General features: G+C 65.5%; 16 protein-coding genes and 4 pseudogenes. 17 read left to right on the top strand and 3 right to left on the bottom strand.

Translation table 11 applies throughout. The annotated features are described in order from the left end of the window. The first annotated feature begins 17 nt into the window (after positions 1-17). From PIB19_RS22955 to PIB19_RS08065, 14 genes and pseudogenes are all read left to right on the top strand, one after another. Positions 18-2210 (top strand): LamG-like jellyroll fold domain-containing protein, encoded by a 2193-nt coding sequence (locus tag PIB19_RS22955; protein WP_336297291.1) that lies wholly within the window; start codon positions 18-20, stop codon positions 2208-2210. Further along, positions 2153-3850, top strand: coding sequence for a hypothetical protein (locus PIB19_RS22950; RefSeq protein WP_336297290.1), 1698 nt, complete (start codon positions 2153-2155; stop codon positions 3848-3850). The genes PIB19_RS22955 and PIB19_RS22950 overlap by 58 nt, the downstream gene beginning before the upstream one ends. Continuing rightward, a complete protein-coding gene (locus PIB19_RS08120; RefSeq protein WP_271240381.1) occupies positions 3847-5241 on the top strand; it encodes a DUF885 family protein in 1395 nt (464 codons plus the stop codon). Before PIB19_RS22950 ends, PIB19_RS08120 begins: the two co-directional genes overlap by 4 nt. Further along, positions 5238-6544, top strand: a pseudogene (locus tag PIB19_RS08115) (MFS transporter); the annotation flags it as partial. The gene PIB19_RS08120 and the pseudogene PIB19_RS08115, both read left to right, overlap by 4 nt. A gap of 27 nt (positions 6545-6571) precedes the next feature. After that, entirely contained in the window at positions 6572-6784 is a 213-nt protein-coding gene (locus tag PIB19_RS08110; protein WP_271241079.1) for a hypothetical protein, read from the top strand. 10 nt (positions 6785-6794) lie between these two features. Continuing rightward, positions 6795-8242, top strand: a pseudogene (gene uxaC, locus PIB19_RS08105) (glucuronate isomerase). 24 nt (positions 8243-8266) lie between these two features. Further along, positions 8267-9105 (top strand): annotated as a pseudogene (gene kduI / locus PIB19_RS08100) (5-dehydro-4-deoxy-D-glucuronate isomerase). A gap of 148 nt (positions 9106-9253) precedes the next feature. Further along, positions 9254-10009, top strand: coding sequence for a 2-dehydro-3-deoxy-D-gluconate 5-dehydrogenase KduD (kduD, locus tag PIB19_RS08095; RefSeq protein WP_271240380.1), 756 nt, complete (start codon positions 9254-9256; stop codon positions 10007-10009). Next, positions 10006-11013: a sugar kinase gene (locus PIB19_RS08090; RefSeq protein ID WP_271240379.1), complete on the top strand. Its 1008-nt coding sequence runs from the start codon at positions 10006-10008 to the stop codon at positions 11011-11013. Before kduD ends, PIB19_RS08090 begins: the two co-directional genes overlap by 4 nt. 33 nt (positions 11014-11046) lie before the next feature. Beyond that, a complete protein-coding gene (locus tag PIB19_RS08085) occupies positions 11047-12375 on the top strand; it encodes a methyl-accepting chemotaxis protein (RefSeq protein ID WP_271240378.1) in 1329 nt (442 codons plus the stop codon). Between the two features lie 149 nt (positions 12376-12524). Continuing rightward, positions 12525-13475: an alpha/beta hydrolase gene (locus PIB19_RS08080; RefSeq protein ID WP_271240377.1), complete on the top strand. Its 951-nt coding sequence runs from the start codon at positions 12525-12527 to the stop codon at positions 13473-13475. 103 nt (positions 13476-13578) lie between these two features. Next, complete coding sequence (locus PIB19_RS08075) at positions 13579-14802, top strand: glycoside hydrolase family 2 protein (RefSeq protein WP_271240376.1); 1224 nt, start codon at positions 13579-13581, stop codon at positions 14800-14802. Continuing rightward, entirely contained in the window at positions 14802-16613 is a 1812-nt protein-coding gene (locus PIB19_RS08070) for a DUF4982 domain-containing protein (RefSeq protein ID WP_271240375.1), read from the top strand. Before PIB19_RS08075 ends, PIB19_RS08070 begins: the two co-directional genes overlap by 1 nt. Positions 16614-16632: 19 nt before the next feature. Beyond that, positions 16633-16980, top strand: a complete 348-nt coding sequence (locus PIB19_RS08065; RefSeq protein ID WP_336297289.1) for a YbaN family protein — start codon at positions 16633-16635, stop codon at positions 16978-16980. 9 nt (positions 16981-16989) lie between these two features. Here the strand turns inward: PIB19_RS08065 and PIB19_RS08060 are convergent, their stop codons facing one another. From PIB19_RS08060 to PIB19_RS08050, 3 genes are all read right to left on the bottom strand, one after another. Then, a complete protein-coding gene (locus tag PIB19_RS08060; protein WP_271240374.1) occupies positions 16990-18006 on the bottom strand; it encodes a DUF2264 domain-containing protein in 1017 nt (338 codons plus the stop codon). Continuing rightward, a complete protein-coding gene (locus PIB19_RS08055) occupies positions 18003-18341 on the bottom strand; it encodes a hypothetical protein (RefSeq protein WP_271240373.1) in 339 nt (112 codons plus the stop codon). The genes PIB19_RS08060 and PIB19_RS08055 overlap by 4 nt, the downstream gene beginning before the upstream one ends. A 92-nt stretch (positions 18342-18433) precedes the next feature. Further along, on the bottom strand, positions 18434-21661 hold the full coding sequence (locus PIB19_RS08050; protein ID WP_271240372.1) for a glycoside hydrolase family 2 TIM barrel-domain containing protein: 3228 nt from the start codon (positions 21659-21661) through the stop codon (positions 18434-18436). Between the two features lie 128 nt (positions 21662-21789). Here PIB19_RS08050 and PIB19_RS08045 point away from each other — a divergent pair, with 128 nt between their 5' ends. From PIB19_RS08045 to PIB19_RS23580, 3 genes and pseudogenes are all read left to right on the top strand, one after another. Continuing rightward, the gene (locus tag PIB19_RS08045) at positions 21790-22545 is read left to right on the top strand and encodes a FadR/GntR family transcriptional regulator (protein WP_336297288.1); all 756 of its coding nucleotides are present in this window, start codon (positions 21790-21792) and stop codon (positions 22543-22545) included. 459 nt (positions 22546-23004) lie between these two features. Further along, positions 23005-24582 (top strand): TonB-dependent receptor plug domain-containing protein, encoded by a 1578-nt coding sequence (locus PIB19_RS08040; RefSeq protein WP_271240370.1) that lies wholly within the window; start codon positions 23005-23007, stop codon positions 24580-24582. Then, positions 24492-25753, top strand: a pseudogene (locus tag PIB19_RS23580) (TonB-dependent receptor domain-containing protein). Before PIB19_RS08040 ends, PIB19_RS23580 begins: the two are co-directional and overlap by 91 nt. Positions 25754-25801: the final 48 nt, after the last annotated feature.

Genomic DNA, 25801 nt, shown 5'->3' with positions numbered 1-25801 from the left:
CGTAAAATGGAGAGAGCATGGTTGAGGCGCGGGCAGGGGCGATAGCGGCTGCCGATCCCCGGGTTCGCATCGGAACGCGCGCGCGCGTGCTGCTGGCACTCGCGGCCGCGACGGCATTGACGCCGCCCGCTTCGGCGCAGGAGCTCCTGTTCCGCGCGAGCGGCGACAAGGACTTCGCCGCCGAAGTCGCGAAGGGCGACGCCCAGCCCAATTTCCAGAGCGGCATGGCGATCGTGCCCGATGGCGCGCACGGATCCGCGATGCGCTGGCCAGACGACGGCTATCTGGCCTGGTCCGCGCCCGGCAACATGCTCGCCCAGCGCGGCACCTTGTCCTTCTTCTGGCGCGCGCGCGAACCGCTTGGCGAAGCACCGTTCGTGATCTTCCGCGCCGGGTTCGCCGATCATTCGAGCTGGGACATGGCGTTCCTGCGCATCGACTATAACGGCCACGGCTTCGACGCCTTCGTCACCGATGCGAACCTGTCGCGCGTCCGCGTCTCGTGGCGGATGGACGCGCTTCCGGCACCCGACGCGTGGCACCATATCGCGTTCGGATGGGACGAGACACAGGGCGTGCGCCTGTTCGTCGACGGCAAGCTCGTCGCGAAAGACACGACCCGCGCCGATCTCGATGCCGGGCTCGACCAGTTCGGCCTCGCCGCGCGCGTGCTCTCGCCGCACCAGGTCCAGAGCCGCTACAATTTCACCCGCGGCAGCGATTTCGACGAAGTCCGCGTCTACGACCAATTGCTCGCTGCCGATGCGGTCGCGCAGCTTGCCGCCGGTGCGGAGCCTGCCGCCAAGGCGCCGGCCCCGCTCGATCGCGCCGCCTGGCTCCATCGCTTCGGCTGGGCCCGCGGCGCGCCGCCGCTCCTCGCCGCGCAAGCCACCAGCATCCGCAAGGTCGAGTTCGCCGACGCGAAGGATCTCAAGGAATGGATGTGGAAGGGCGTGGACGGCATCGCCGAGACGACCTGGCCCGGCGTCTATAACCGCTCGCGGCTGCCCGGCCGCAGCGACTATTTCGACCTGCCCGACTGGAACGTCTATGTCGACGGCGGCAAGGCCTACACGCTCCGCATCCCCGCGAACGAGGCGTTCAACCGAGTCGAGATACGCGGCGCGGCCTATGGCGACCTCGCATGGAGCGCCGATGGCGACAGCTTCGCTTCGTTGGCAAAGCGGCCGAAAGGCGTCGTCCGCAGCGTCGACGATCTCGCCTCCCGCACCAGCGGCGTCCTGCGCTTCACCAACAGCGAGCAGGAACAGCCGATTCAGGAAATCTGGGCCTATAACATCACCGAGGGCGCCGAGCCCAAGGGCACCTACAAGCTGGCTTACACCGTCGATGCCGGCGCCGCGGCCGATCTCGCTGGCCTGCGCGATCTCAATCGCTTCATCGCCGGCCGCTATCCCGCCGACGAGCGCGCCACCGTGATCGCGCTCCCCGCCGGCGCGCGCAGCGCCGCCCCGGCTGCCGGCAGCGCCGCCGCCACCGGTGCCGCGGTGCGCAGCGGCAGCGAGGCGCCGATCGTCCATGTCCTGATCCCCTCGGGCTTCGGGTCCGCCGATCCCGGCAAGCCGATTGCCCGCGCATGGAATTACGGCTGGGAAAACAGCCATGACGGGCTCGACGGCATCGCGCTCGATATCCCCGCGCTGAAGGCCACGCCGGACGCGTCCGGCCGGATCGCGCTCAACATCCGGGTCAAGGATCCGATCTGGCCCGGCCGCGACATGATCGATGTCTCGATCTCGGTGAAGCCGGGGCAGGCGCGCACGCTCTGGCTCGATCTGCGCGATCGCATCCTGACCAACGACAATCTCTATCTGACGATCGCCTCCGCCGCGCCGGACTTCGACGCGCAATCGCTCGACGGCATGAACGTGCGCCTGGTCTTCAAGGCGCGCGAGGCGGCGAAGGCCGAGCATGTCGCCGATCGCTTCAATCAGGTGAAGGACAATTGGGCCTTCCTCGTCGAGGAGCACACCGCTTCGCAGCGCGAGGGGCTCTATCGCCGTCTCTATGCCGATATCGGCGACCTGCTCCGGGTCGATCCCGATCATGTCGAGGGGCGGCGCTATTGGGCGGATATCGGCTATGCGCCTGAGAAGATGCCCGCCGCCACGATCGCCCCGGCGCCGGCGGGGTGCCCGAATGGGCGTGGTATCAGCTGCAGGACCTCGGCCGCGTCCGCGAATTCGTGAACTGGTGGATCGACAATCGTCAGGTGCCGTTCGGCGATTTCGGCGGCGGACTCTCGGACGATGTCGATCTCGTCCAGCAATGGCCCGGCCTCGCGCTGATGGGCGTCGAGCCCGACAAGATCAACGCCTCGCTCCGCGCGCTGACCGAGGCGGTCTACAAGAACGGCATGATGGAAAACGGGCTCGGGGTGCTCACCACCGACGAGCTCCATGCCTATGAGGAGGGGATGAACGCCGATGCGGCGCGGCTCTACCTCAATTGGGGCGAGCCGCGTTCGGTCGAGCGGATGCTGGCGACGGTGAAGGGGCTGGAGACCGTCATCCTGCCCAATCCCGCGGGGCACATGCACTTCGCGAGCAACTGGTACGGCGCACGGAAAATGTACCGCGAGGGGCCGTGGGAATGGCAGAAGCCCTATAGCTGGGTGGTCACGCACACCCCGATCCTGATGGGCGTGTACAATGCCAATCCTTCGGCGAAGCGGCTGGTCACCGGGCTAGTCGATGGGCTGCTCGCGCACGGCAAGCAGGACGCCGCCGGAAAGTGGAGCTTCCCCAACGAGATCAACTGGCGCAGCGACGCCGAGCGCAAGGGCGATGGCGGCGGGGCGAGCGTGCCGCTCCAGTCGGCCTGGGCGGCGTGGCGCTTCACCGGCGACGCCAAATATCTGGTGCCGGTGACCTCGCGGATCGCTGGGGGACCGACGCTGGTCGGCGAGTTCAACGAGAATGTGCTGACGGCACTTCCCGAGGGCAGGCAATGGGCCGCCGCACTCAAGGGCCGCGGTGATCTCGGTCGCTATGTCCAGTGGCAGGAGAGCGGGGATACCAAGCCGCTCGCCGATCTCCACCGCGACGCGATCGGCCAGAAGACCAACCGCATGTACATGATGACCGAAGGACATTGGTGGTCCGATCGTGTCTCGATGCCGCAGGAACTGCTCCAGCGCGAGCGGCTGGGCGGCATCGCGCTCGCGCGCAACCAGAGCTATCCGGGACACACCGTCAGCTGGCGCTTCGCCGAGCCGGGCGCCGCCGAGCAGGTCGCGATTCTCGTGCCGGGCGCCACGCGCGAGCATTTCCGCGTTATCGCCTACAATATGAGCGATCGGCCCCAACGGGCCGAGATGAGCAGCTGGAACGTCGCTGCCGGGCGCTGGACGATGCGCGCCGGGACGCTGGCGGACGGGTCGGATCTGGGAGCGGGTAGACCGCTTCCGCTCGAACGCAGCGCTGCTACCGATCTGATGTTCGCCCCGCGCGCGACCAGCGTGTTCGATTTCACGCTGGATCAGCCCATCGAGGATCCTGCGACTCGTCCCGATCTGGGCATCGGGGTCGACGATGTAAGCTTGAAGGGCCGCGCGCTCACCGTCATCGTGCACAGCCTCGGCTCGGCGGCAGCGCCGGGCAGTGTGCTTTATCTGGAGGATTCCTCGGGTCGCACCGTGGCTTCCACGAAGATCGCGGCGCTCGCCGCACCGACGGACCTCATGCCCAAGAAGGCGCGGGTGCGCCTCACGGTGCCGGCAGGCGTCGCGGTCGAAACGCTGCGGTTGCGGCTGGCGCCGGCCGATGGCGGTCGCGAGGTCACCCTGCGCAACAATGTGCTTCCGCTCGGCACGGTAGTGCGTCGATGATCGCGCTGCGCCGCCGCGAGGTGCTGGGCGGTCTCGCCGCCTGCGCGGCGCTCCACGCGATGCCGGCGCATGCCGGGCCGGGCGCCGATGCGAAGCTGCGCGAGACGCTGGATGGGCTAAGCGCGGTCTCCGGCTATGATGCCCGGCTGGCGCGGCTCGAGGCTTTCGATGTCGCCGCGCTGTCGGCGTCGGCGAGTCTCGATTTGCGAACCATTCGCAACGCTCTTGCGATAGATTCGCAACTGGCGCGCCTCATTCCCGACGGCAAGTCGGAAGGACCGTACCGTCTCCCGCCTGCCGTCGAGCCAGGACTCTGGCGCCGCGCCAATGGCGCCGAGGCGTACAAGCTGCTGCTCGAACGCCATGTCGGCGAACGCGTCGATCCCGAAGCGGCGCATCGGCGGTTTGAGCGCGAAGCCGCCCGCCTCGGGGTGCGTGCCGGCCGGCTGATGCGTGCCGCGGGTTTCGCGAAGGGCAGCATCGGCGATCGCTTCAAGGCCGCCTTCGCCGATCCGCGCTGGCTTTATCCGGACGACGATGCCGGCCGCGATGCCGCAGTGGCCGACATGAACCGCTGGCTCGACAAGGCACGCGCCGCGACGCCGGCTCTGGTCGGGCCGGTGCCGCGCGCCAGCCTCGACGTCGGCGTCCGCCGGATGAGCCGCGCCGACGAAGTCGCGGGAAAGCAGGGCTATCGCCAGATCCCGTCGGCGGGCCAGTCCGGCAGCTATGTCGTCGACCTCAGGCAGATCCGTCGCCGGCCGCGCTGGAGCCTCCACAGCGTCGTCCATCACGAGCTGCTGCCCGGTCATATGGTTCAGCTTCCGATCGAGGCGGAGGCGAACGCGCACCCGCTGCGTATCGCCTATCTCCCTGCATTTTCCGAAGGCTGGGCGATCCATGCCGAGCAGTTGATGGCCGATAGGGGCATCTATCGCGGCACGCCGCTCGAGGAACTCGGCCATGTCCACTGGCTGTTGTTCCGTATCGTCCGCGCGCTGATCGACACCGGGATCCATCACCGGCGTTGGAGCCTCGACCAGGCACGTGCCGAGTTCGATCGGCTACAGGGCGTACCGGCCTATTTCGCGCCATTCGAGACTGATCTCGCACGAATCGCGAGCGACCCTGCCGTCCGCGCCGCCGAGGCGCTGATCTGGCTCCGTTTCGCTGGCCTGACACGACGCAGCAATAGTAGCTTGCTGTGTCAGGCCAATTCGCGAATATTGGTCAACGGCCGTAAACCCCTGCAGGACATCCCGAATATTGGGAGCGATTCGCAAAATGCGAAATTTATGCTCCGAAGCTTCCCACGGCAGGGGGTTGCAGCTAACCAACCAGGCCGCGAGCGGGAAACCCGGTGGCGAATAACAGCGGGAGAGGCTGAATGAGCGATACGCGAGAGGCGACGATACAAGCCGCCGCCGAGCGGGTGGGGCGCTATCGCTGGGTCATCGTCGGCCTGCTGTTTGCCGCTACGGCGATCAACTATATCGATCGCCAGATGATCGGGCTGCTCAAGCCGATCATGATGGAAGATCCCTCGCTTCACATGGACGAGCGGACCTATGCCGACATCGTCGTCTGGTTCCAGATCGCCTATGCGATCGGCTATCTCGGCTTCGGCAAGGTGGTCGACGCGATCGGCGCCCGGCTCGGCTATGCCGCCGCGGTGGTGGTCTGGACGATCGCGCACGTCGCGCATGGCGGTGCCTATAGCGTCACCCATTTCGCGATGGCCCGTTTCGGTCTCGGCATCGGCGAATCGGGCAATTTCCCGGCCGGCGTCAAGGCAGTGACAAGCTGGTTCCCGCAAAAGGAGCGCGCCTTCGCGGTCGGCGTGTTCAACGCCGGCTCGAACGTCGGTGCGATCGCAGCGCCTTTGCTCTGCTTCCTGCTGGTCCCGATGGTCGGCTGGCGGATGACCTTCATCGTCACCGGCATCTTCGGCGTGCTCTGGCTGGTCGCGTGGCTGGCGATGTATCGCGACAATCCTGCGCAACATTCGCGCGTCGGCGCGGCCGAAATCGCGCACATCACTCAGGATCCGGCCGATCCCGACGTCAAGACTCTGGGCCTGTGGCTGCGCCTGCTCGCCCAGCGCGAGACCTGGGCCTTCGCGCTCGGTAAGTTCTTCATCGATCCGATCTGGTGGTTCTACCTGTTCTGGCTGCCCGGCTATCTCGGCGCGCAATACGGCCTTGATCTCAAGACCTGGTCGACGCCTGAAGCGGCGCTCGCATTGGGCGGCATCTATCTGATCTCGGATGTCGGCAGCGTCGCCGGCGGCTGGCTCTCCGGCCGGCTGATGAAGAACGGGATGAGCGTCAACAAGGCGCGCAAGCTCACCATGCTGCTCTGCGCCTTCTGCGTGCTGCCGGTGGTGTTCGCCACATCGGTGCCCAATCTCTGGGTGAGCGTGCTGATCATCGGCATCGCCGCGGCGGCGCACCAGGGCTTCTCGGCCAATCTCTACACGATCCCGTCGGACACCTTTCCGCGTTTCGCGGTGGGCGCGGTGATCGGCATCGGCGGTACGCTGGGGGCGATCGGGGGGCCTTGTTCTCCAAATATTCGGGAGACGTGCTCGATCGGGTGGGCAGCTATGCGCCGATGTTCATCGCGGCGGGCGCGGCCTATTTCCTCGCGGTGCTGTCGGTCCATCTGCTCACGCCGCGGCTGGCGCGCGTGGAGAGCTTCCGGCGCTCGACGCCCTGGGCCGTGATCGCTTCGGTCGCATCGGGGATCGCCGGCGTGATATTCTTCCTCGCTTCGGGCAAGAATGTCGAAGGTTGCGTGCCCGTTTGGATGGGTTTCGGCTCTCCCTGCTTCGCAACCGGCACTTACTGGGCAATCCTCGCCGTCTTCGCCGCGATTGCGATCCTTGCGATTGTCGCCAACACGGTGTTCCGCGAGAAGGCGCCGCAAGCGTAAAGAGAGCGAAATGACCAAGCCCCTCAAACTCGATCCCGACCGGTTGTTTCCGTCCGACGAGCGTACGCGGAGCATCGCGCGTGCGCTCTATGCGGAAGTGGCCGGATTGCCGATCATCAGCCCGCACGGCCACACCGATCCGACCTGGTTCTCGACCAACGCCAATTGGTCGAACGCGACCGAACTGCTGCTCTCGCCGGACCATTATCTCTATCGCATGCTCTATTCGCAGGGCGTCGCACTTGACGATCTCTGCGTGCCGAGCAAGGCGGGGATGCCGAGGACCGATCCCAGGAAAGCGTGGCGGACCTTTGCCGGGAATTTCCATCTGTTCCGCGGCACGCCGTCCAGCATGTGGCTCGGCCATGTCTTTGCCGAGGTGTTCGGCTTCGAGGTCGCGCTCGATGCGAGCACGGCGGACCTGTATTACGACCGCATCAATGAGAAGCTCGCCAGCGACGCCTTCAAGCCGCGCGCATTGTTCGATCGCTTCGGAATCGAGTTCCTCGCCACCACCGAAGGGCCGCAGGACGACCTCTCGCCGCACCACGCGATCCATAAGAGCGGCTGGCAGGGTCGGGTGGTCACCACGTATCGCCCCGACGCCGTGATCGACGTCGAGCACGAGCAGTTCGCCGGGGCGATGAAGATCTTCGCCGAGAAGACGGGCGAGGACGTCTGGTCATGGGACGGCTATCTCGCCGCGCACCGCAAGCGCCGCGCCGATTTCCGCGCGGCGGGCGCCACCGCGACCGATCATGGCCACCCCACGGCCCGCACCGCCAACCTGCCTTATGACGAGGCTGAGCGCTTGTTCCGCACGATTCTGTCGGACAACTGGACCCCGCAGGACGCCGAGCTGTTCCGCGCGCAGATGCTTACCGAAATGGCGGCGATGTCGGCCGAGGACGGCATGGTGATGCAGATCCATCCCGGCAGCTTCCGCAACCATAATGGGGGCTGTTCGAAAGCCATGGCCGCGACAAGGGCGCGGACATCCCGATGCGCACCGACTACGTCCATGCGCTCAAACCGCTGCTTGATCGCTTCGGCACCTCGACCGATCTGTCGATCATCCTCTTCACGCTCGACGAGACGGTGTACGCGCGTGAGCTGGCGCCTTTGGCCGGGCATTATCCGTGCCTCAAGCTGGGGCCGAGCTGGTGGTTCCACGACAGTCCCGAGGGGATGCGCCGCTTCCGCGAGCAGGTCACCGAGACCGCGGGCTTCTACAACACCGTCGGCTTCAACGACGACACGCGCGCCTTCCTCTCGATCCCCGCGCGGCACGACGTCGCGCGCCGCATCGATTGCGGCTTTCTCGGCCAGCTCGTCGCCGAAGGGCGGCTGCTCGACTGGGAAGCTTTTGAGCTCGCGCACGAGCTGACCAACGGCCTCGTACGCAGGGCGTACAAAATCGACAAACAAGCGCCGGCGCCTGTCGCCGCCGCAGCCTGAACCACAGAACCAACGGAGTATTCCATGTTCGACCGTACCTATTACGCCACGCACCCCGACATGATGGAGTGCGTCTCGAACGAGGAACTGCGCGACCGCTATCTGATCGACGGCCTGTTCCGCGAAGGCGAGTGCGTGCTCAACTACACCCATGCCGACCGCTTCGTGATCGGCGGGGTCGCGGTAGGCGCGGGATCGGTGAAGCTTCCGGACCAGACCGAGCCGGCTTCGGCGGCGGGCCATCCTTCCTCGAGCGCCGCGAGCTGGCGGTGGTCAATGTGGGTTCGGTCGAAGGCACCGTCACCGTCGACGGCGAAAGCTTCACGCTGGGCAACAAGGACTGCCTCTACGTCACGATGGGGGCGAAGGACGTCCAATTCTCTGGACAGGGCGCGCGCTTCTACCTCGCCTCCTGCCCGGCGCATAAGGGCTTCCAGACCCGGAAGCTTTCGATCGCCGACGCCAACGCGCTCGAGCGCGGCTCGCTGGAAGAATCCAACGAACGGACGATCTTCCAGCTCGTCATCCCCGGCGTGTGCGACTCCGCGCAACTGGTGATGGGCCTGACCGTGCTCAAGCCGGGCTCGGTGTGGAACACGATGCCCCCGCACATCCACGAGCGCCGCAGCGAGATCTATTTCTACTTCGAGCTCGATGGCCCGAACGACCGCGTCTTCCATTACATGGGCGAAGGCGATGCGATGCGGCACATCGTCATCGCCAACGAGGAAGCAGTGATCTCGCCGCCCTGGTCGATCCATATGGGCTCGGGCACCAAGGCCTATGCCTTCATCTGGGCGATGGCCGGCGAGAACCAGGACTATACGGACATGAACGTGCTGGACATCTGCCAGCTGGCGTAACGACTTAACTCCCCTCCCTGCAAGGGAGAGGTTGGAGGTGGGTGCCGAGCCGCCAGGCTCGGCCCTCCTCCGCGACCGAAGAAGCGCGACGCTGCGCGCCGCGCACCCACCCCGGCCCCTCCCTTCCAGGGAGGGAGTAAGAGGTAGCATGACCAATCCCTTCGACCTGACCGGCAAGGTCGCAATCGTCACCGGTGCGAATACCGGCATCGGCCAGGGCATCGCGCTCGCGCTCGCCGAAGCAGGCGCGAGCATCGCCGCGGTGGGCCGCTCGGCCGCCACCGAAACGGTCGAAAAGGCCCGCGCTCTGGGCGTGCAGGCCGAGATCATCTCCGCCGACCTTTCGACGATCGAGCCTGTGGGCAGAATTGTGGACGAAGCTGTGGAAAAGCTCGGCGGGCTCGACATCCTTGTCAACAATGCGGGGATCATCCGGCGGAACGACAGTCTCGATTTCTCGGAGGAGGATTGGGATGCGGTGATCGACACCAACCTCAAATCCACCTTCTTCCTGTGCCAGGCCGCCGGCCGCCACATGGTCAAGCAGGGCGGCGGCAAGATCATCAACATCGCCTCGATGCTGAGCTTCCAGGGCGGCATCCGCGTGCCGAGCTACACCGCGAGCAAATCGGGCGTGGCGGGGCTGACCAAGCTGCTCGCCTGCGAATGGGCGTCGAAGGGCATCAACGTCAACGCGATCGCCCCCGGCTATATCGCCACCAACAACACGACTGCCCTGCAGGCCGATGAGACCCGCAACCGCCAGATCATCGAGCGTATCCCCGCCGGCCGCTGGGGCGATCCGGGCGACCTCGGCGGTGCCGCGGTGTTCCTCGCCTCCAGCGCTTCGGACTATGTCCAGGGCCATGTCCTCGCGGTCGACGGCGGGTGGCTGGCACGATGACCATCGCATTCTTCGGCGAAGTGATGCTGCGGCTCTCGCCGCCCGGGCGCGAGCTTCTGCTGCAGACGCCCAAGCTCGAAGTGAATGTCGGCGGCGCCGAGGCGAATGTCGCCACCGGCCTCGCCTGCCTCGGCCATGCCACGCGCATGATCAGCGCGGTGGCCGATAATCCACTGGGCGGCGCGGTGATCAACGAACTGCGCCGGCGCGGCGTCGATACGTCGACCGTGGCGAGCGAGGAGGGCCGTCTCGGCCTCTATTTCCTCACTCCGGGTGCGGGCCTCCGCGCTTCCGAGGTCGTCTATGACCGCGCGCATTCGGTGTTCGCCACGCGCCCGGCCGACAGCTGGGACTGGGACCGCCTGCTCGAAGGCGCCACCCGGCTGCATCTGTCGGGGATCACTCCGGCACTCGGCCACAACACTGCCGATGCGGCGATCGCCGCCGCCGAGGCAGCGTCTGCCAAGGGCATCCCGGTCTCGTTCGACGGCAATTACCGTGCGAAGCTGTGGGAAGCCTGGGACAGCGATCCGCGCGCGGTGCTCACGCGATTGATCGGGCATGCGGATATATTGTTCGGCAATCATCGCGACGTCTCGCTGCTGCTCGGCAAGCCCTTTTCGGGCGAAGGCTCGGATCGGCGGCGCGAGGCGGCGGAGGCTGCGTTCGCGCATTTCCCCAAGCTCCAGACGATCGCATCCACTGCGCGGCACGTCGACGATGCGGACAGCCACCGGCTCTCGGCGCGAGTCGATACGCGGGGCGGCGCGCACCAGACCGACGAAGTGCTGATCGCCGGCATCGTCGACCGGATCGGCGCGGGCGACGCCTTTGCCGCAGGCGTGCTGCACGGCCTCATCGAAAGCGGCGGCGACCCGCGTGCCGCCGCGAAGGCGGGCCTGGCGCTGACCGCGCTCAAGCACTCGCTGCCCGGTGACGCCAGCCTGTTCACGCGCGCCGATCTGGCGGCCTTCGAAGGCGGAGGACTGGACGTTCGTCGATGACAAAGAGGCGCAACGGCGCCCGTGGGAGGGTGTATGTCGAGGGGGAATATCGTCGCGGATGAAGCGGCGTTACCAAGGCCGGGCGCAGTAGCGTTCCGGCAGACCTACGGTATCGACGACGGCTTCGAGACGGAGCTGCGCGAGGCCTGGACCTTCATCGAGCCGCACATCGCAGGCATCGCGCGCGACTTGCTCGAGCGGCGCGCGGGCGCGGCCGTTTCCGACGAGCTCGTCGCGTCCCGAGTCGAATATGCCCGCGAGAAGCTGTCGCGGCCGATCGATCAGCGCTGGCTCGACGCAGTCATTGCCGAGGCGGACCGGATCGCGCAGCGCGATCTCGATTTCTCGGTCGTGGCGGCATCGATGCTCGTCGCGCAGATGCGGATCCACGCCTTGTTCTTCGAACTCACCCGGGATTCCGACCAGCTCGAACGGCTCACCCGCGCGACCCAGAAGCTTGCCGGAATCGAGTTCGAGATCATCGCCAGCCGGTTGCGGGCGATTGCCCGGGCACGCAACCAGACTGCAGTGCGCGCGGAGGCAGCGGCGGTGCGGCAACAATTGGGCGAGGCGATCACTACCAGCGCCCGCGCCAGCCGCGACGTCGCCGGCTTCACCGAACGTACTGCGGCCGAAATGCAGTCGCTGAGCAAGCCCGCCGCCGAAGTCGCGACCGCCGCCGATCAGTCGGCGACGGCGATGGGGCAATCGGCGGAAAGCGCGGCGGTGCTGATCTCGGCCTTCGATCGTGCACGCGAGGAGGCGTTGATCGCGACCGAAGTCGCCGGGCGCGCCGATGCCATCGCGGTGCAGGGTGCCGAGAACGCAGCGAATCTCGCCTCGCACACTGCGCAAATCGAATCGGTGCTGACACTGATCGCGGGGATCGCCCAGCAGACCAAGCTGCTCGCGCTCAATGCCAGCATCGAGGCGGCGCGCGCAGGCGAGAGCGGGCATGGCTTCGCCGTGGTCGCGCAGGAGGTGCGCAGCCTCGCCGATCAGGCGGCCGACGCCACCGGCGGCGTCACCGTCACGATCCGCCAGGCGCAAAATGCCAGCGAAGTCATGGCACACACCAACCAGGCGATCCTCGCGATCGTGACCGAACTGATGGAGCGGGTGCGCAGCCTCTCGTCCGAGATGGAGGCGCAGGTGGGCACGGTCGGCGCGATCCTCGCCTCGATCGACGAGACCGCGATGTCGTCGCGCGAGATCGCGGTTCTGATCGCGCAGATCAGCGGGCGCGTCTCGGAGCTCGCCGCCGCTGCGCAGGATGCCGGGCGGCAGGCGGCACAGGCGGGGGACGCGCTCCGCCGGGTCGAGGAGACCGTCGGCCAGTTCATGACCGAAGTGTCGCGTTAGAGCAGGGATGACTTGTGCTTGAATCGCTCACATTCTCCGTTCGTTTCGAGCGCAGTCGAGAAACGGAGCCAGATGCGAAACCATGTTTCTCGACTTCGCTCGAAACGAACGGATCAGAGTGAAGTCATCAGACTCTAGAGAAGAACATTATGGATCGTCGTACCGTCCTCGCTTCCGGGCTTGCATTGGGGATTGCCGGTGCCGCGCGTGCATCGGCGCCGGCCGAGATCGAGCGGGTGCCGCTGTGGCCGGGCACGCCGCCGGGCGGAGAGGGGCTGGGGATCGCGGACGTGACCGTTCCACGCTCGCCGAAGCCGGACGACATCGCCTGGACGCATATCGGCACGCCGGCGATGACCGTCGCGCGCGCCGCCAAGCCCAGTGGCGCGGCGGTGCTGCTCATTCCGGGCGGGGGCTATGCCCGGGTCGCGGTGGGTCGTGGGCCGGGCAGGATCGCGCAGATGTTCGCCGCACAGGGAATCACGGCGTTCGAATTGCTTTACCGCCTGCCGCACGACGGCTGGCGTGCCGGCCCGGCGACATCGCTGCAGGACGCGCAGCGCGCGATGCGGCTGATCCGTGCGGGCGCCGCGAAATGGGGGATCGATCCCGCGCGCGTCGCCGCTATGGGTTTTTCGGCGGGCGGGCACGTAGTGGGCTCGCTCGGCACCCGCGCCGACAAGGTCACCTATGATTCGATCGATGCCGCCGATCGGCTGCCCGCGCGGCCGATCGCGGTCGCGATGTTCTTCCCGGTGGTGTCGATGCTGCCGCCGATTGCGCATGACCAGTCGCGTCGCGAGTTGCTCGGCGTCAATCCTTCCGAGGCGTTGGCCCGATCATGGTCGCTCGAGCTCGACGTGCCCGCCGCGACGCCGCCGACCCTCGTCTGCCACGCCGCCGACGACAAGACCGTCAAGCCGGCGAACAGCCTTGCGATGTTCGCGGGGCTGCAGGCGGCGAGTATCCCGTCCGAGCTGATGATCGCCGAGAAGGGCGGGCACGGCATTCCGCTCTTCGACGCCGACGGCAAGCCGTACATCTGGTTCGATCTCTTCCGCCTCTTTGCCGGCCGCCACGGCTGGCTTCCCAATTTGTGAGACGGGTTTCCACATTGGCTTGACAGGTGTCGCGCCGATAAGACAAGTTGGCCTGACCAATTGGGAGGGTGTCTTGTTGAAGCCTATCTGTGCCGTGCTTGGCATGCTCCTCGCGACCGTTGCAGTCCCGGCGATCGCACACGACGCGTCGACTGCAGTCGCCTCGCCGCGCGCGACGTACAATCTCAATCCCGGCTGGCGATCGACGACCGGCGAGCAGGCGGGCGCCGAGCAGCCCGGCTTCGACGATCGCCAATGGCACGACGTCACGCTACCGAATGCCTTCAACGAGAAGGAAGCGTTCGCGCGCGACATCAAGGAGCTCTCGACCGGCATCATCTGGTACCGCAAGCGGATCGTCCTGCCCGCGCAGGGTCCCGGCGGCCGCGCTTTCCTCGAGTTCGAAGGCGTGCGTCAGGCGGCGGAGGTCTGGGTCAACGGCCAGTCGGTCGCGCTTTCCGAGAACGGCTCGATGGCATTCGGCGCCGACATCACCGCGGCGCTCAGGCCCGGCGAGAACCTCATCGCGGTCCGCGTCGATAATGACTGGAAGTACAAGGAGCGCGCGACCGGCAGCGGCTTCCAGTGGAACAACAACAATTTCGACGTCAATTATGGCGGCATTACCAAGAATGTCCGGCTGCACCTGACCGGCCCGGTCTATCAGACGCTGCCGCTCTTCTCCGGCCTGGGCACTATTGGCCAATATGTCTGGGCCGACGCATTCGACGTGAAGGCCCGCACCGCGACGATCCATGCGCAGACCCAGATCCGCAACGCCGGCGCGACTTCGCGCAAGATCGGCTACCGCGCCGAAATCCGCGACCGTGATGGCCGCGTCGTCCGCCGGCTCGACGGCGGCGACGCGACGCTGGCGCCCGGCGAGACGCGCCTGCTCACGGCCGCCGGCACTGCAGAAAACCTCCATTTCTGGAGCTGGGGCTATGGCTATCTCTACATCGTAACCACGATCCTGACCGAGAACGGCAAGGCCATCGACAGCGTCGATATCCGCACCGGTTTCCGCCAGACGAAGTTCGCCGACGGCATGGTCAGCCTCAACGGCCGCGTGATCCAGATGCACGGCTATGCCCAGCGCACCTCGAACGAATGGCCCGCGGTCGGCGTGTCGATTCCGCCCTGGCTCAGCGACTTTTCCAACGGGCTGATGGTCGAGAGCGGCGGCAACCTCGTCCGCTGGATGCACATCGCGCCGTCGAAGCAGGACGTCGAATCCGCCGATCGCGTCGGCCTGATCCAGGCGATGCCCGCGGGCGATGCCGAAAGCGACGTCACCGGCCGCCGCTGGGACCAGCGCAGGAAGTGATGCGCGACGCGATCGTCTACAATCGCAACAACCCCTCGATCCTGTTCTACGAGGGCGGCAACGAAAATATCAGCGACGCGCACATGGCCGAATTGAAGGCGATCCGCGACCAGTACGACCCGCATGGCGGCCGCGCGATCGGATCGCGCGAGATGCTCGACAGCAGGGTCGCGGAATATGGCGGCGAGATGCTCTACATCAACAAGAGCGCCATCAAGCCGGTCTGGGCGATGGAATATTCGCGCGACGAGGGCGCCCGGCTCTACCAGGACGAGCTCACCCCGCCGTTCCACAAGGACTCGCCCGACTATAACCGCAACCAGGACAGCCACGCGATCGAGGACGTCAAGCGCTGGTGGGATTACTACCGCGTCCGCCCGGGCACCGGAAAGCGCGTCAGTTCGGGCGGTGTCAACATCATCTGGTCGGACTCGAACACCCATTATCGCGGCGACAATAATTACCGCCGCTCGGGCGAAGTCGACGCAGTGCGGCTGCCCAAGGAGGGGTTCTATGCGCACCAGGTGATGTGGAGCGACTGGGTCGACAGCGTCACCCCGCGCACGCACATCATCGGTCATTGGAACTACGCGCCCGGCACGAGCAAGGACCTAACCGTCATCTCGAATGGCGACAGCGTCGAGCTGTTCCTGAACGGCCGCTCGCTGGGCAGAGGCGAGCGCAGCAACGGCTTCCTGTTCGGCTGGAAGCAGGTCCAATGGGCGCCGGGTACGCTCCGCGCGGTGGCGACCTATGCCGATGGCCGCAAGTCCGAGAGCGCCGTCGAGACGGTCGGCGCCCCGGTCGCGCTGCGCCTTACGCCGCATGTATCGCCGCGCGGCTTTGTGATGGACGGCGCGGATATCGCGCTGGTCGATGTCGAAGTGATCGACGCCAAGGGGCGGCGCGTGCCGACCGCGCACGACATGGTGAAGTTCACGCTCGACGGCCCCGCCGAATGGCGCGGCGGGATCGCGCAGGGCGATTCCTCCGGCAAGTCGCGCGCGGTAGTGGCGGCGGGTCCGGCCGAGCCGACCAAGCCCGCGGGCGCCGACCAGACCACGCAATATGCGGGCACGGCGCGAGGCGAGGACAATTACATCCTCTCGCCCAACCTGCCGGTCGAGGCCGGGGTCAACCGCGTGCTGCTCCGCGCGGGGACCGGCCGCGGGGTGGTGCGTGTCACCGCAACCGCGCCGGGGCTCAAGCGCGCGACGCTGACGATCCCGACCAGGGCAGTGAAGCCCGCAACCGGCGGGCTATCGGTCGACTTCCCCGAGGATCACCAGCTCGGCCTGCTCACCCGGGGGCCGACACCCGCGCGCCCCTCGTTCACCTTCAGCCGCACCACCGTCATGCCCGCATCGATCGTCGCGGGATCGAACCAAAGCGAGGCGGTGAACAGCACCGACGACAACGAGCTCTCTCGCTGGACCAGCGACGGCCAGCCCGGCTCGGCGTGGATCGAATATCGCTTCGCCGCCCCCGCGACGCTGAGCGAGATCGACCTGAAGCTCGTCGGCTGGCGCTCGCGCAGCTACAAATTGCGGATCACGCTCGACGGCAAGACGGTGTGGGAAGGCGAGACCGAGCGCCAGCTCGGCTATGCCAATGTGACGTTCGCCCCGGCCACAGGCAGCGTGCTCCGCATCACCCAGATCGGTCCGGTCGCCGATCGCGACGCCTTCGGCAAGGTCATCGAACTCGATACCTCGCGCAAGGCGGGAGACACCGGCGCCGACGCCGTGCCGCCGGGCTGGCGGCTGGGCGTGGTCGAGGTCGATTTCCACGGGCCGGTCGCGCGGAAATAGTGTTCCCGATGCGGCGGTGATGGTACCGACGCTCGCGATGACGTGGCGGCGAGACAACAAGCCTGATCGCGGGGCGAGCCCGTCCCGCGCGCTCTGGCTGGCGCTGGGCTGGTTCTTCGTCCTGCTGGGCTTTGTCGGCGCGCTTTTGCCGTTGATGCCGACGACGATCTTCCTGATCCTCGCGGTCGGCTGCTTCGCGCGGTCGTCGCCGCGGCTCGAGGCGTGGCTGCTCGACCATCGGCGGTTCGGACCGTCGCTCCGCGCGTGGCGGGAGAATGGCGCGATCCCGAGGAAGGGAAGCTTCTCGCTTGCACGGGGATGGCGCTGGGCTACGCCATCTTCTGGTTCACGGCGCGTCCGGGATTGACCGTGGACGTCATCGTGGCGTTCGCATTGGCAGGGTGTGCTGCATTCGTGCTGAGCCGACCCACCGCACGGTGAGAAGCATCCCGTGAGGTCGATCAGTAATCGACATAATAGTCCTTGGGAAATTGCTGTCCGGAGAAGGCTTTTTAGACGTCCAGGGAAGGGCTGGTGCCTTCCAATAGCCGTCGTCAGGCGACAATCCCAAAGCGATCAGGCTTTCGGACACAATGTACATGCTGCCGGCATTTGAATAGATGTCGCCGAGAGCAGGTTGATGGCCGGCGAACCCGATCGTCAGATACCCGTCCTTGTCGAAATTCGACGGATTGCCGAAAATCGCGCGTTGCGCGGCGAGTGTCGCCGCGCGGACCTGTCCTTCCGGAAGCGATTTGGGAAGCCGCTTGCGCCAGCCGAGCAAGCCCAGCGGCTGAAACACGGCGGTTCGATACGTCAAGGATCGGCCGATGGGCGCATAGCTCCCGTCGGGGCCGATCAGCCGCTCCAGATGCTCGCCATAGCGCTGCATGCGTTTATACGCTTGTTCGAGCAGCTCCCCGGCCCGAAGGCTGTTGAACTTCGCCCCCGTGGCGACCAGCACTTCGAGGATCTCCACCAGCATGGGATGGATGACGTACGAGCCGTAATGGTCGAAGTGGAACCGCGGCCCATCGGAATACCAGCCGTCGCCGGCATACCATTCGTTGATCTTGCGGACCGCCAGATCGATCCGCATCGGGTCCCATTCCTCACCGATGGAAAGCAGGAACGCCTCGTTCATCGCCGCGAAGAGCAGCCAGTTGGTGTAGGGCGGCGACACGCGGCGCAGTCCCTTGATCTCGGTGACCACCCTGCGCTTCGTGGCCGCGTCCAGCGGTTCCCAGAGCTGCTTGGGCGCGCGGAGGAAGGCGTTGGTGTAATAAGCGGAATCGACGAGCGGCTGACCCTCGCTGCGCCACAGCAGATAATCGGGACTGCTGGGATCGACGGAGTGCGCGAAGCTCGCCAGCGCCTGCTGGCGCAGCGTCACGCGCAGCCTGCCTTCCGGAGTAATGTCGTCGGGCAGCGTGAGCCAGGGGCGATACCGGAGATCAGGCGCCCGAACGCCTCGAGATAGCCGACCTTGGGATTGCGGCCGTCCCAGGTGGGGCTGAGTTCCGGCTTCCACGTCGCCTGAAGCCTGCCCTGCGACATCGGCGCGAGGATGGGGCTCGCCATCTTCGCGAGCAGATCCACCATGTAGCGCCGATCGCTGCCTCTGTCCGGCGCAGCAGCTCCGCGGCCGACGGCCGCATGCGAAGGGGCGTTGACGGCCGCGAAGGCGCCGGCGCCGAGCGCGGATGCGAGGAAGTTGCGACGTTCCATGGGTCTGTTCCGAAACTGGAGGGTCAGGACTGATCGGGCAGGGTGGCGTCAACCGGCTCGGAGCCGGTCCCGCGTCGTCCGATCGCGGCCGATCATTGCGGATCGGCCGATGCGGGCTTTGCCTTGTCCGGCGTGGTCCCCTGGCCGGTGAAGGGCGAAAGGCGGTACGAATAAAGCAGCGGCTTCAAGGGCACGCGATATTGCCGCAGCGGACGGCCACCCTTGTCCCACGCATTGTCACCGCCGACTCCGGACTGGACCGCGTCGACCATCAACGAGACTTCCTTCCGCGGTACGATATCCGTCGAGCGGCGGGTTCCCGGCGGACGGCGCGAGAGATCGTCATAGGGAAAGGCCAGCGCGTTCATCGACAGCGGGGCATCGCCCAGTACGCGCAGGCCACCGCCTCCCGACTGGATGAGCTCCATCCATCGGACGTCGGTTTTGTTGCCGGTCTCCTGGGGGCGCATATAATCATGGTTCTGGTCGGAGATCCGGCCACGCCAGAGGCCGAGCGGCGCGCCCGTCTTGCGATCCTGATAGCTCTCATGCGGTCCGCGGCCATACCATTCCATCATGTCGGTGCTCGAAGGCATGGTGAAGAACATGCCGACCCGCAGCGGATCGGGAAGGTCGGGCCGCGACGGAGTGAAGGCTCCTTCCACCTCGACGGAACCGTCTCCGGCCATCCGGTAGCGCGATACGAACGTCGCCGCGTCGCCACCGACGGTGTAGCGCACGGTCACCTCGGCCCCACTGGAGCCGAGGTCGCGCGTCTCGATAGCCTTCACGACGCGGGCCTCCGAAGCGCGCTTCCAGATGCCGTGGGACTTTTCTACCCCGGTGCCGATGTCGTTGTCGGTCAATGCGCGGTAGAAATTCGGTGCGCCGCCCTGCAGCAGCACGCGTCCGCCCACGACGTAGCGATCGACGAGTCCGGTCTTGCGGTCGAGCACCAGATCGGCGCCGCTGGCGGCGAGGCGGATCTTCCCCGCGCTGCTCGAAAGCGCAACGTCACCCAGGGGCGCTTGATCGGCGGCCGGTTGGCGCCCGAGCTCGAACTGTTCCCAGCCGACTACCGTCCCGGCCTCGACGCCCGGTATCACCCCGGTTTTCGCCCGTGCGGTGACGGTCAGCACATATTCCGCGCCAGGTTTACGTGAGACCGTCGGGACGGAAAGCTTCACGGACTCGCGTCCCCGTGGTGCTGTGTGCAACCCGGGCAGGCTGCCTGTTGCTATCGGGACGCCGTCCTCGAGCAACTCGAAGCCGAAGTCATATCCGGAGAGGTCGGCGAAGTCGTGACGATTCAGGACGGTCAGCGAACCGCTTGCGGCGTCGAAATCGGCGAACTGGATCGGCGCATATACCTTGCGAAGCTCGAACAAATGCGGATTGGGCGTGCGGTCCGGCTGTATCAGCCCGTCGCCGAACTCGATGTCGCCGCCGGGGTTCGGGCCATATTCACCACCGGTCCCCCAATAGCGGCGGCCGTCCGCGGTGTAGCGGTACATCGACTGGTCCACCCAATCCCAGATGAACCCGCCCTGGAGCTTGTTCGGGTGCGCATAGATCGCGTCCCAATATTCCTTGAGGTTGCCGCCCGAATTGCCCTGCATATGGGCGTATTCACATTGGATGAGCGGCTGCCGGAACGACCAGTTCTCGGCATAGTCCACCATACGCTCGACGCTGTCGTACATCGGCGCGTAGATGTCGGCATAGTCGTTGGGCCGGTGGTCCGGAACGTCGGGGAAGGTGCCCCAGCCGAGATAGCTCACCAGCCGGTTCGGATCGCGCCGCTTCACTGCGGCGGCCGCCTTGTTGAAGTTGGGGCCGATCCCCGCCTCGTTGCCGAGCGACCAGAAGATGATCGAAGGATGGTTCTTGTCGCGCTCGACCATGTTGGTGACGCGGCTCACATGCGCGCCCTCCCAGGCGGGATCGAAGCCGATCTGGTATTTGCCGCGCAGCTCCGGATGCTTGTTCGCCCAGTCCATGTAGCCGTGGCTCTCGATATTGGCCTCGTCCATGACGTAGAGGCCGTATCGGTCCGCAAGCTCGTAAAGGCGCGGGTCGTTCGGGTAATGCGAGGTCCGGAGCGCGTTGATGTTGTTGCGCTTCATCAGCTGGATGTCGCGCTCCATCGACTCGAGCGAGATGACGTGGAACGTCTCCGGATCGTGCTCGTGCCGATTGACTCCGCGAATGGTGATCGGCTTGCCGTTGACCGTGACGAGCCCGTTCTTCATCTCGACCGTGCGGAAGCCGATGCGGCTATAGGTCGACTGGATGATCCGCCCTTTGGCATCGTAGAGCTCGACCAGCAGCATGTAGAGGTTGGGCGTCTCGGCGGTCCACGGCCGGACATTCTCGACTTCGCCGCGAAGCGTGACCGTCCGCTCCGCCTGCCCGGCGACGACGGGCTGCGAAAGCTCGAGCACGCGCCGATCGCCGTCGAGAAGGATCGCTCGCGCCGTCGTCGCGGCGGACCCGGGCGTCACGGCCATATCGACCGCCAGCCGCCCGTCTTTGTACGCTTCGTCGAGCCCGGCGTGGACGAAGAAGTCGCGAACCCGCGTCTTGGGCGCGGCCATCAGGAAGACTTCACGCTCGATGCCCGAAACGCGCCAGAAGTCCTGATCTTCGAGGTATGATCCGTCGGACCAGCGGAAGATCTGGATCGCCACGACGTTCCTGCCGGGGCGTACGAAACGGGTGACGTCGAATTCGGAAGGAAGCTTGGAATCCTCCGAATAGCCGACCTTCTCGCCATTGACCCAGACATAGTAAGCCGATCCTGCGGCCCCGATGTGCAGAATGACGTCGGAACCGTCCCAGTCGGCCGGAACATCCACATCCCGACGATAGGACCCGACAGGGTTCGAGGCGTGCGGGATGAGCGGCCGGTTCGCCGGAAAGGGATAGGTGATATTGTTGTAGCGCGGCTGGTCGTATCCCTCGGTCTGCCAATCCGCCGGCACCTTGATCTCCTTCCATCCCGATACGTCGAAGGACGGCTTCTCGAAACCGGAGGGCAGCTTGTCCGCATCGGCCGAGAAGGAGAATTTCCACTGCCCGTTCAGCGGCAGGAACCGGGCGGATTTGGTGCGATGGCCGGCAAGCGCCTTCTCCCGGGTCTCGAACGGGAATCCGGTCGCGCGCGCAGGCTCCTTGTCGATGGCGTAGACCGCCGGGTTCTCCCAGTCCGGGCGATCCGGCGAGACCTGCGGTTGAACGGGCGGAGCCGGGGCCTGGGCAAAGAGCGGGCAGGGGGCGCCTGCCAGGAGGATAGCCGCAAGTCCCCGGATTGAGCGCATAAATCCTCTTCCCTGCCCGGTCTGAAGCCGGATCGACTAGCGTGTTCAATGGTGATACGGACGCGTAGCTTCCGGAGATTAGTATGACAAGTCAAGCTGGAGCCATGGACAAACCCGACGGTGGTAACGTGACTGAGGAAACCGGCAGGACGGGATCGCTCACCGATGACCTGTTCGAAAAGCTTGAAGGCCGTATCCGTTCGGGGGAATGGGGCGCCGGCTCTCGTCTGCCCTCGCAGAAGGAGATCGCGCTTTCCGAAAATGTCAGCCGGACGGTGGTTCGCGAAGCCGTTGCGCGGCTTTCGGCGCATGGACTGACGGTATCGCGCCAGGGCGCCGGCGTCTTCGTCGCCGAAACGGCCGAATATCGCGCCTTCCAGATCACCCGCGACGAGCTCAACGAGCTCTCCGACGTCATCAAGCTGCTCGAGATGCGCCTTGCCGTGGAAACGGAAATGGCAGGTCTGGCGGCAGCTCGTCGTACAACTTCCGACATCGGGACGATCCGCGAGGCACTCGAGCGCATGATCGCGGTCGGCGACGACCCGATGGCGTCGGCCGAGGCGGACAGCGCATTCCACCTCGCGATCGCCCATGCCACGCAGAATGAATATTATGTCCGCTTCGTGGAGTTCCTCGGCTTGCGCCTCGTGCCGTCGCGCACCCTCTACCTCGGCGACAAACCGGATGAAGTGCACCAGTCCTATGCGGCAAAGGTGCTCGCCGAGCACGAGGCGATCGTCGATGCGATCGTCAGGATGGACTCGGCCCGGGCACGCGAGGCCGCACGGCAGCACATGCACGAGAGCCTTACGCGGCACTCCACGCTCAGCGCGGCGTTGCGGATGAAGGGATCCGCGCTCGGCCATCAGGCGCACGACTGACGAAGTCGGCGGAGGTCCAATATGGGGCGCAAGCGGGCGCCGATAGGGAATGTTATCATACTATCGGTTTGAGCTGACTGATCGCAGACGCTCCAGATGACAAGTATAAGTACCTGTAATATATTGCTTACATTGAGCGTAAGCAGCGGCCTGCCTAATAATTGTCTGGCAATTGACGCATCTCTCGCGACTTGTCATATAAGTCCGACACGCGCGGCTGACCCGTGAACGTGATTGGGAGAGGCTAAATGGGAAAATACGCTCTTACATGCGCCGCCTCGGCCGGCGCTCTCGCTATCATGCTCGCCGGCGCACCGGCTTTCGCGCAGGCCGTGGAGCCGGCTCCCGCCACGACGCAGGATGCGCCCGCAGCCGATCCCCAGGACGAAGCGGGCACCGCGGATGACATCGTCGTCACTGGCTTTCGCGGCAGCCTCAACAAGGCCGTCGAGCTGAAGCGTGAATCGATCAGCTTCCGCGATCTCGATCGTCGCCGAGGATATCGGCAAGTTTCCCGAGGCGAACGTCGCCGACTCGCTGCAGCGTATTCCGGGTGTGATCCTGTCGCGCGACGGGGCGTCGAACGAAGGCCAGCGCATCAGTATCCGCGGCCTCGGTTCCGACTTCACCGTCACGACGATCAACGGTGCGCCCGTCCGCACGACTTCAGCGCAGAACGTCGGCAGTTCGAGCCGCGACTTCAACTATGACGTATTCCCGTCCGAACTGTTCGGCCGGGTGGACGTGTACAAATCGCCGCTCGCCAATCTCGAGGAAGGCGGCATCGGCGGCGTTATCGACCTGCAGACGCCGCGCCCTTTCGACAACAACGAGCGGGTGATCCGCTATACGGCGCAGGCCAATTACAACACACAGTCCAAGGAGTGGCGTCCGCGCGGCTCGCTGCTGCTCAGCGATACGTGGGGCAATTTCGGCGCGTTGTTCGGCGTGGCCTATGCCAAGAACGTCAACCAGCGTTCCGGCTTCCAGTCGACCGGCGGCGGCACCAGCGGTTACAACTCGTCGGCGCTCGGTCGTCGGCCCTATTACGCGACTCCGGCAAATCCGGTGCTCCCGAATACCAGCGGACCGTTTAATTTCGAGCTCAACCTCGACAGCCCGCTGGCCAATCTGGGCGGTCTCACGCGCTCGCAGGTGGAAAACGGCTATCTTCCGCGCTTCTATCGCATCTACGCTTCCAACACGGAACGCGAGCGCCTTGGTTTCGTCGGGTCGCTTCAGTACAAGAGCGACCGTTTCGAAGCGAGCATCGACGGCATCTTCTCCGAACTGACCGATCAGACCGACGAGTTCACTTTCGGCGTGCCCGTGCGCAACTCGCGGACGGTTGCGGGCACCACCAGTGCCCCCGGCACGGGAACCAATTCCGGCCTGATCCCGCTCGACGTGCACCTCGATGAGTACAACAATTTGTACGGCACTTTCGGGAACTCGAGCATCCTCACCGAGAGCTTCTACCGCGACACGAAGACCAAGTTCAAATACGGCATCGTCCGGGCGGCCTATGACGTCACCGACACGATGAAGCTCTCGGCGCAAGCAAACTTGAGCGAAAGCAAGGCGGTCTATTCCGAGAACCGGATCGTCTCGAACATCTTCGGCATCACGACGACCTTCGATCCGACCGGAAACGTGACCTATCCGACGATCAGCTCGCCCGTCGACTTCACCAATACCGCAAACTATCGGTCACCCTCACTCGGCTTCGCGATCAACGACGAGCTCGACAAGGAAAAGACTGCCCGGGCAGTGCTGGACTGGACCCCGATCGATAGCGGAGACCAGCTGCTTTCGCTCAAGCTGGGCGGCAGCTATGTGTCGACCACCAAGCGGGTCCAGCGGCAGGACGGCAGCAGCATCGCCAGTACCCGCCCGATTCCGCAAGGGGCACGTTCGCGACCAATCCGACCGGCGTGTTCGCGAACATGGATCCCTTCGTCCAGTTCGGTGAATTGGCCAATGGCGGCAACTCGGGATACCCGTCGCAATTCGCGACCTTTTCGCGCGATTTCGTGATGAACGTCCTCGACGCGAATGCCGCCAATCGTGCGGCGACACCCGCGCTCAATCAGGCGTTCACGGCCGAGGAGATCGTCAAGTCTGCGTTCTTCGAGACCAGCTTCAAGATCCCGATCGCCGGTCACCCGTTGCGCATCAACTGGGGCCTTCGCTTTTCGGATACCCGAACGCTGATCAACAACTATCAGACGGGCCCCGGCGGCGTCGGATTCGTCCCCGCAGAGCGCGAAGGCGGGTATCAGAACTTCCTCCCGTCCGCGAATTTGACCTTCGATATCACCCCGAAGCTCGTACTGCGGGGGCCGCCGGCCAGACGCTCACGCGCGGTTCGCTGGCGACCATCGCGGCCGGCACCCGGGTGCCGAACATTTTCAATCCCGCCGTGACCGTCGGCAATCCCGACCTGCGACCGCAGCTCGCGACGACCTACGACGCGGCGCTCGAATGGTATTTCTCGACCGGAGGGCTGCTCAGCGCCGGTGTTTTCCAGAAGAACATCGTCGATCGTCCCTTCTCGATCATCGAACGTGTGCCGTTCGGCACGCTGGGCATACCCTCGAACCTGTTCAGCTGCGCTTCGCTGGGCGCCGGAGCTTGTCCTCCCGCCCTCGGCGGCAGCACCATCGATCCCAACTTCCTGTTCGACCGTACGATCACGGTGAACCAAAGCGAGTTGAAGCTTAAGGGCCTCGAGCTGGCCTATCAGCAGAACTTCACGTTCCTGCCGAAGCCCTTCGACGGTCTGGGCATCACCAGCAGCTTCACGCTGATCGACCAGCAGGGTGACGATTTCGTTCTGAGGAATGGCGATCGCATCTCGATGCAGGGCGTTCCTGACTATGCGTACAGCGTGACGGCGTTCTACGAGAAGGGCCCGCTATCGATCCGCGGCTCGTATAATTACCGCGCGAAGACCGGCCAGAACTCGCAAAATACCGGCAACGACCAGGTCCCCTATCTCGCCCCGCAGGGGTTCCTCGATGGGACGATCAGCTACAAGCTCAACGATCTCTTCGAGCTGCGCATCGACGCGCTGAACATCACGAACGAGAATGTCTATTTCTACTACGAGAACCCGACCCAGCCGGACGGCAACGGCCAGAGCCGACGCGATAATTCGTACTTCAACGGAACGACGATCTCGTTCGGCATCCGCGGTCGTTTCTGATCTCCCTAAGGGCGCCCGGCACCGACCGGGCGCCCTATTTTTCGAGGC

Origin of the sequence: Sphingomonas sp. 7/4-4, from assembly GCF_027941955.1 — a bacterium.
Lineage (GTDB): Bacteria > Pseudomonadota > Alphaproteobacteria > Sphingomonadales > Sphingomonadaceae > Sphingomonas.
Note: the sequence above shows the minus strand (reverse complement) of the source record. Positions and strands in the feature narration are given on the sequence as shown.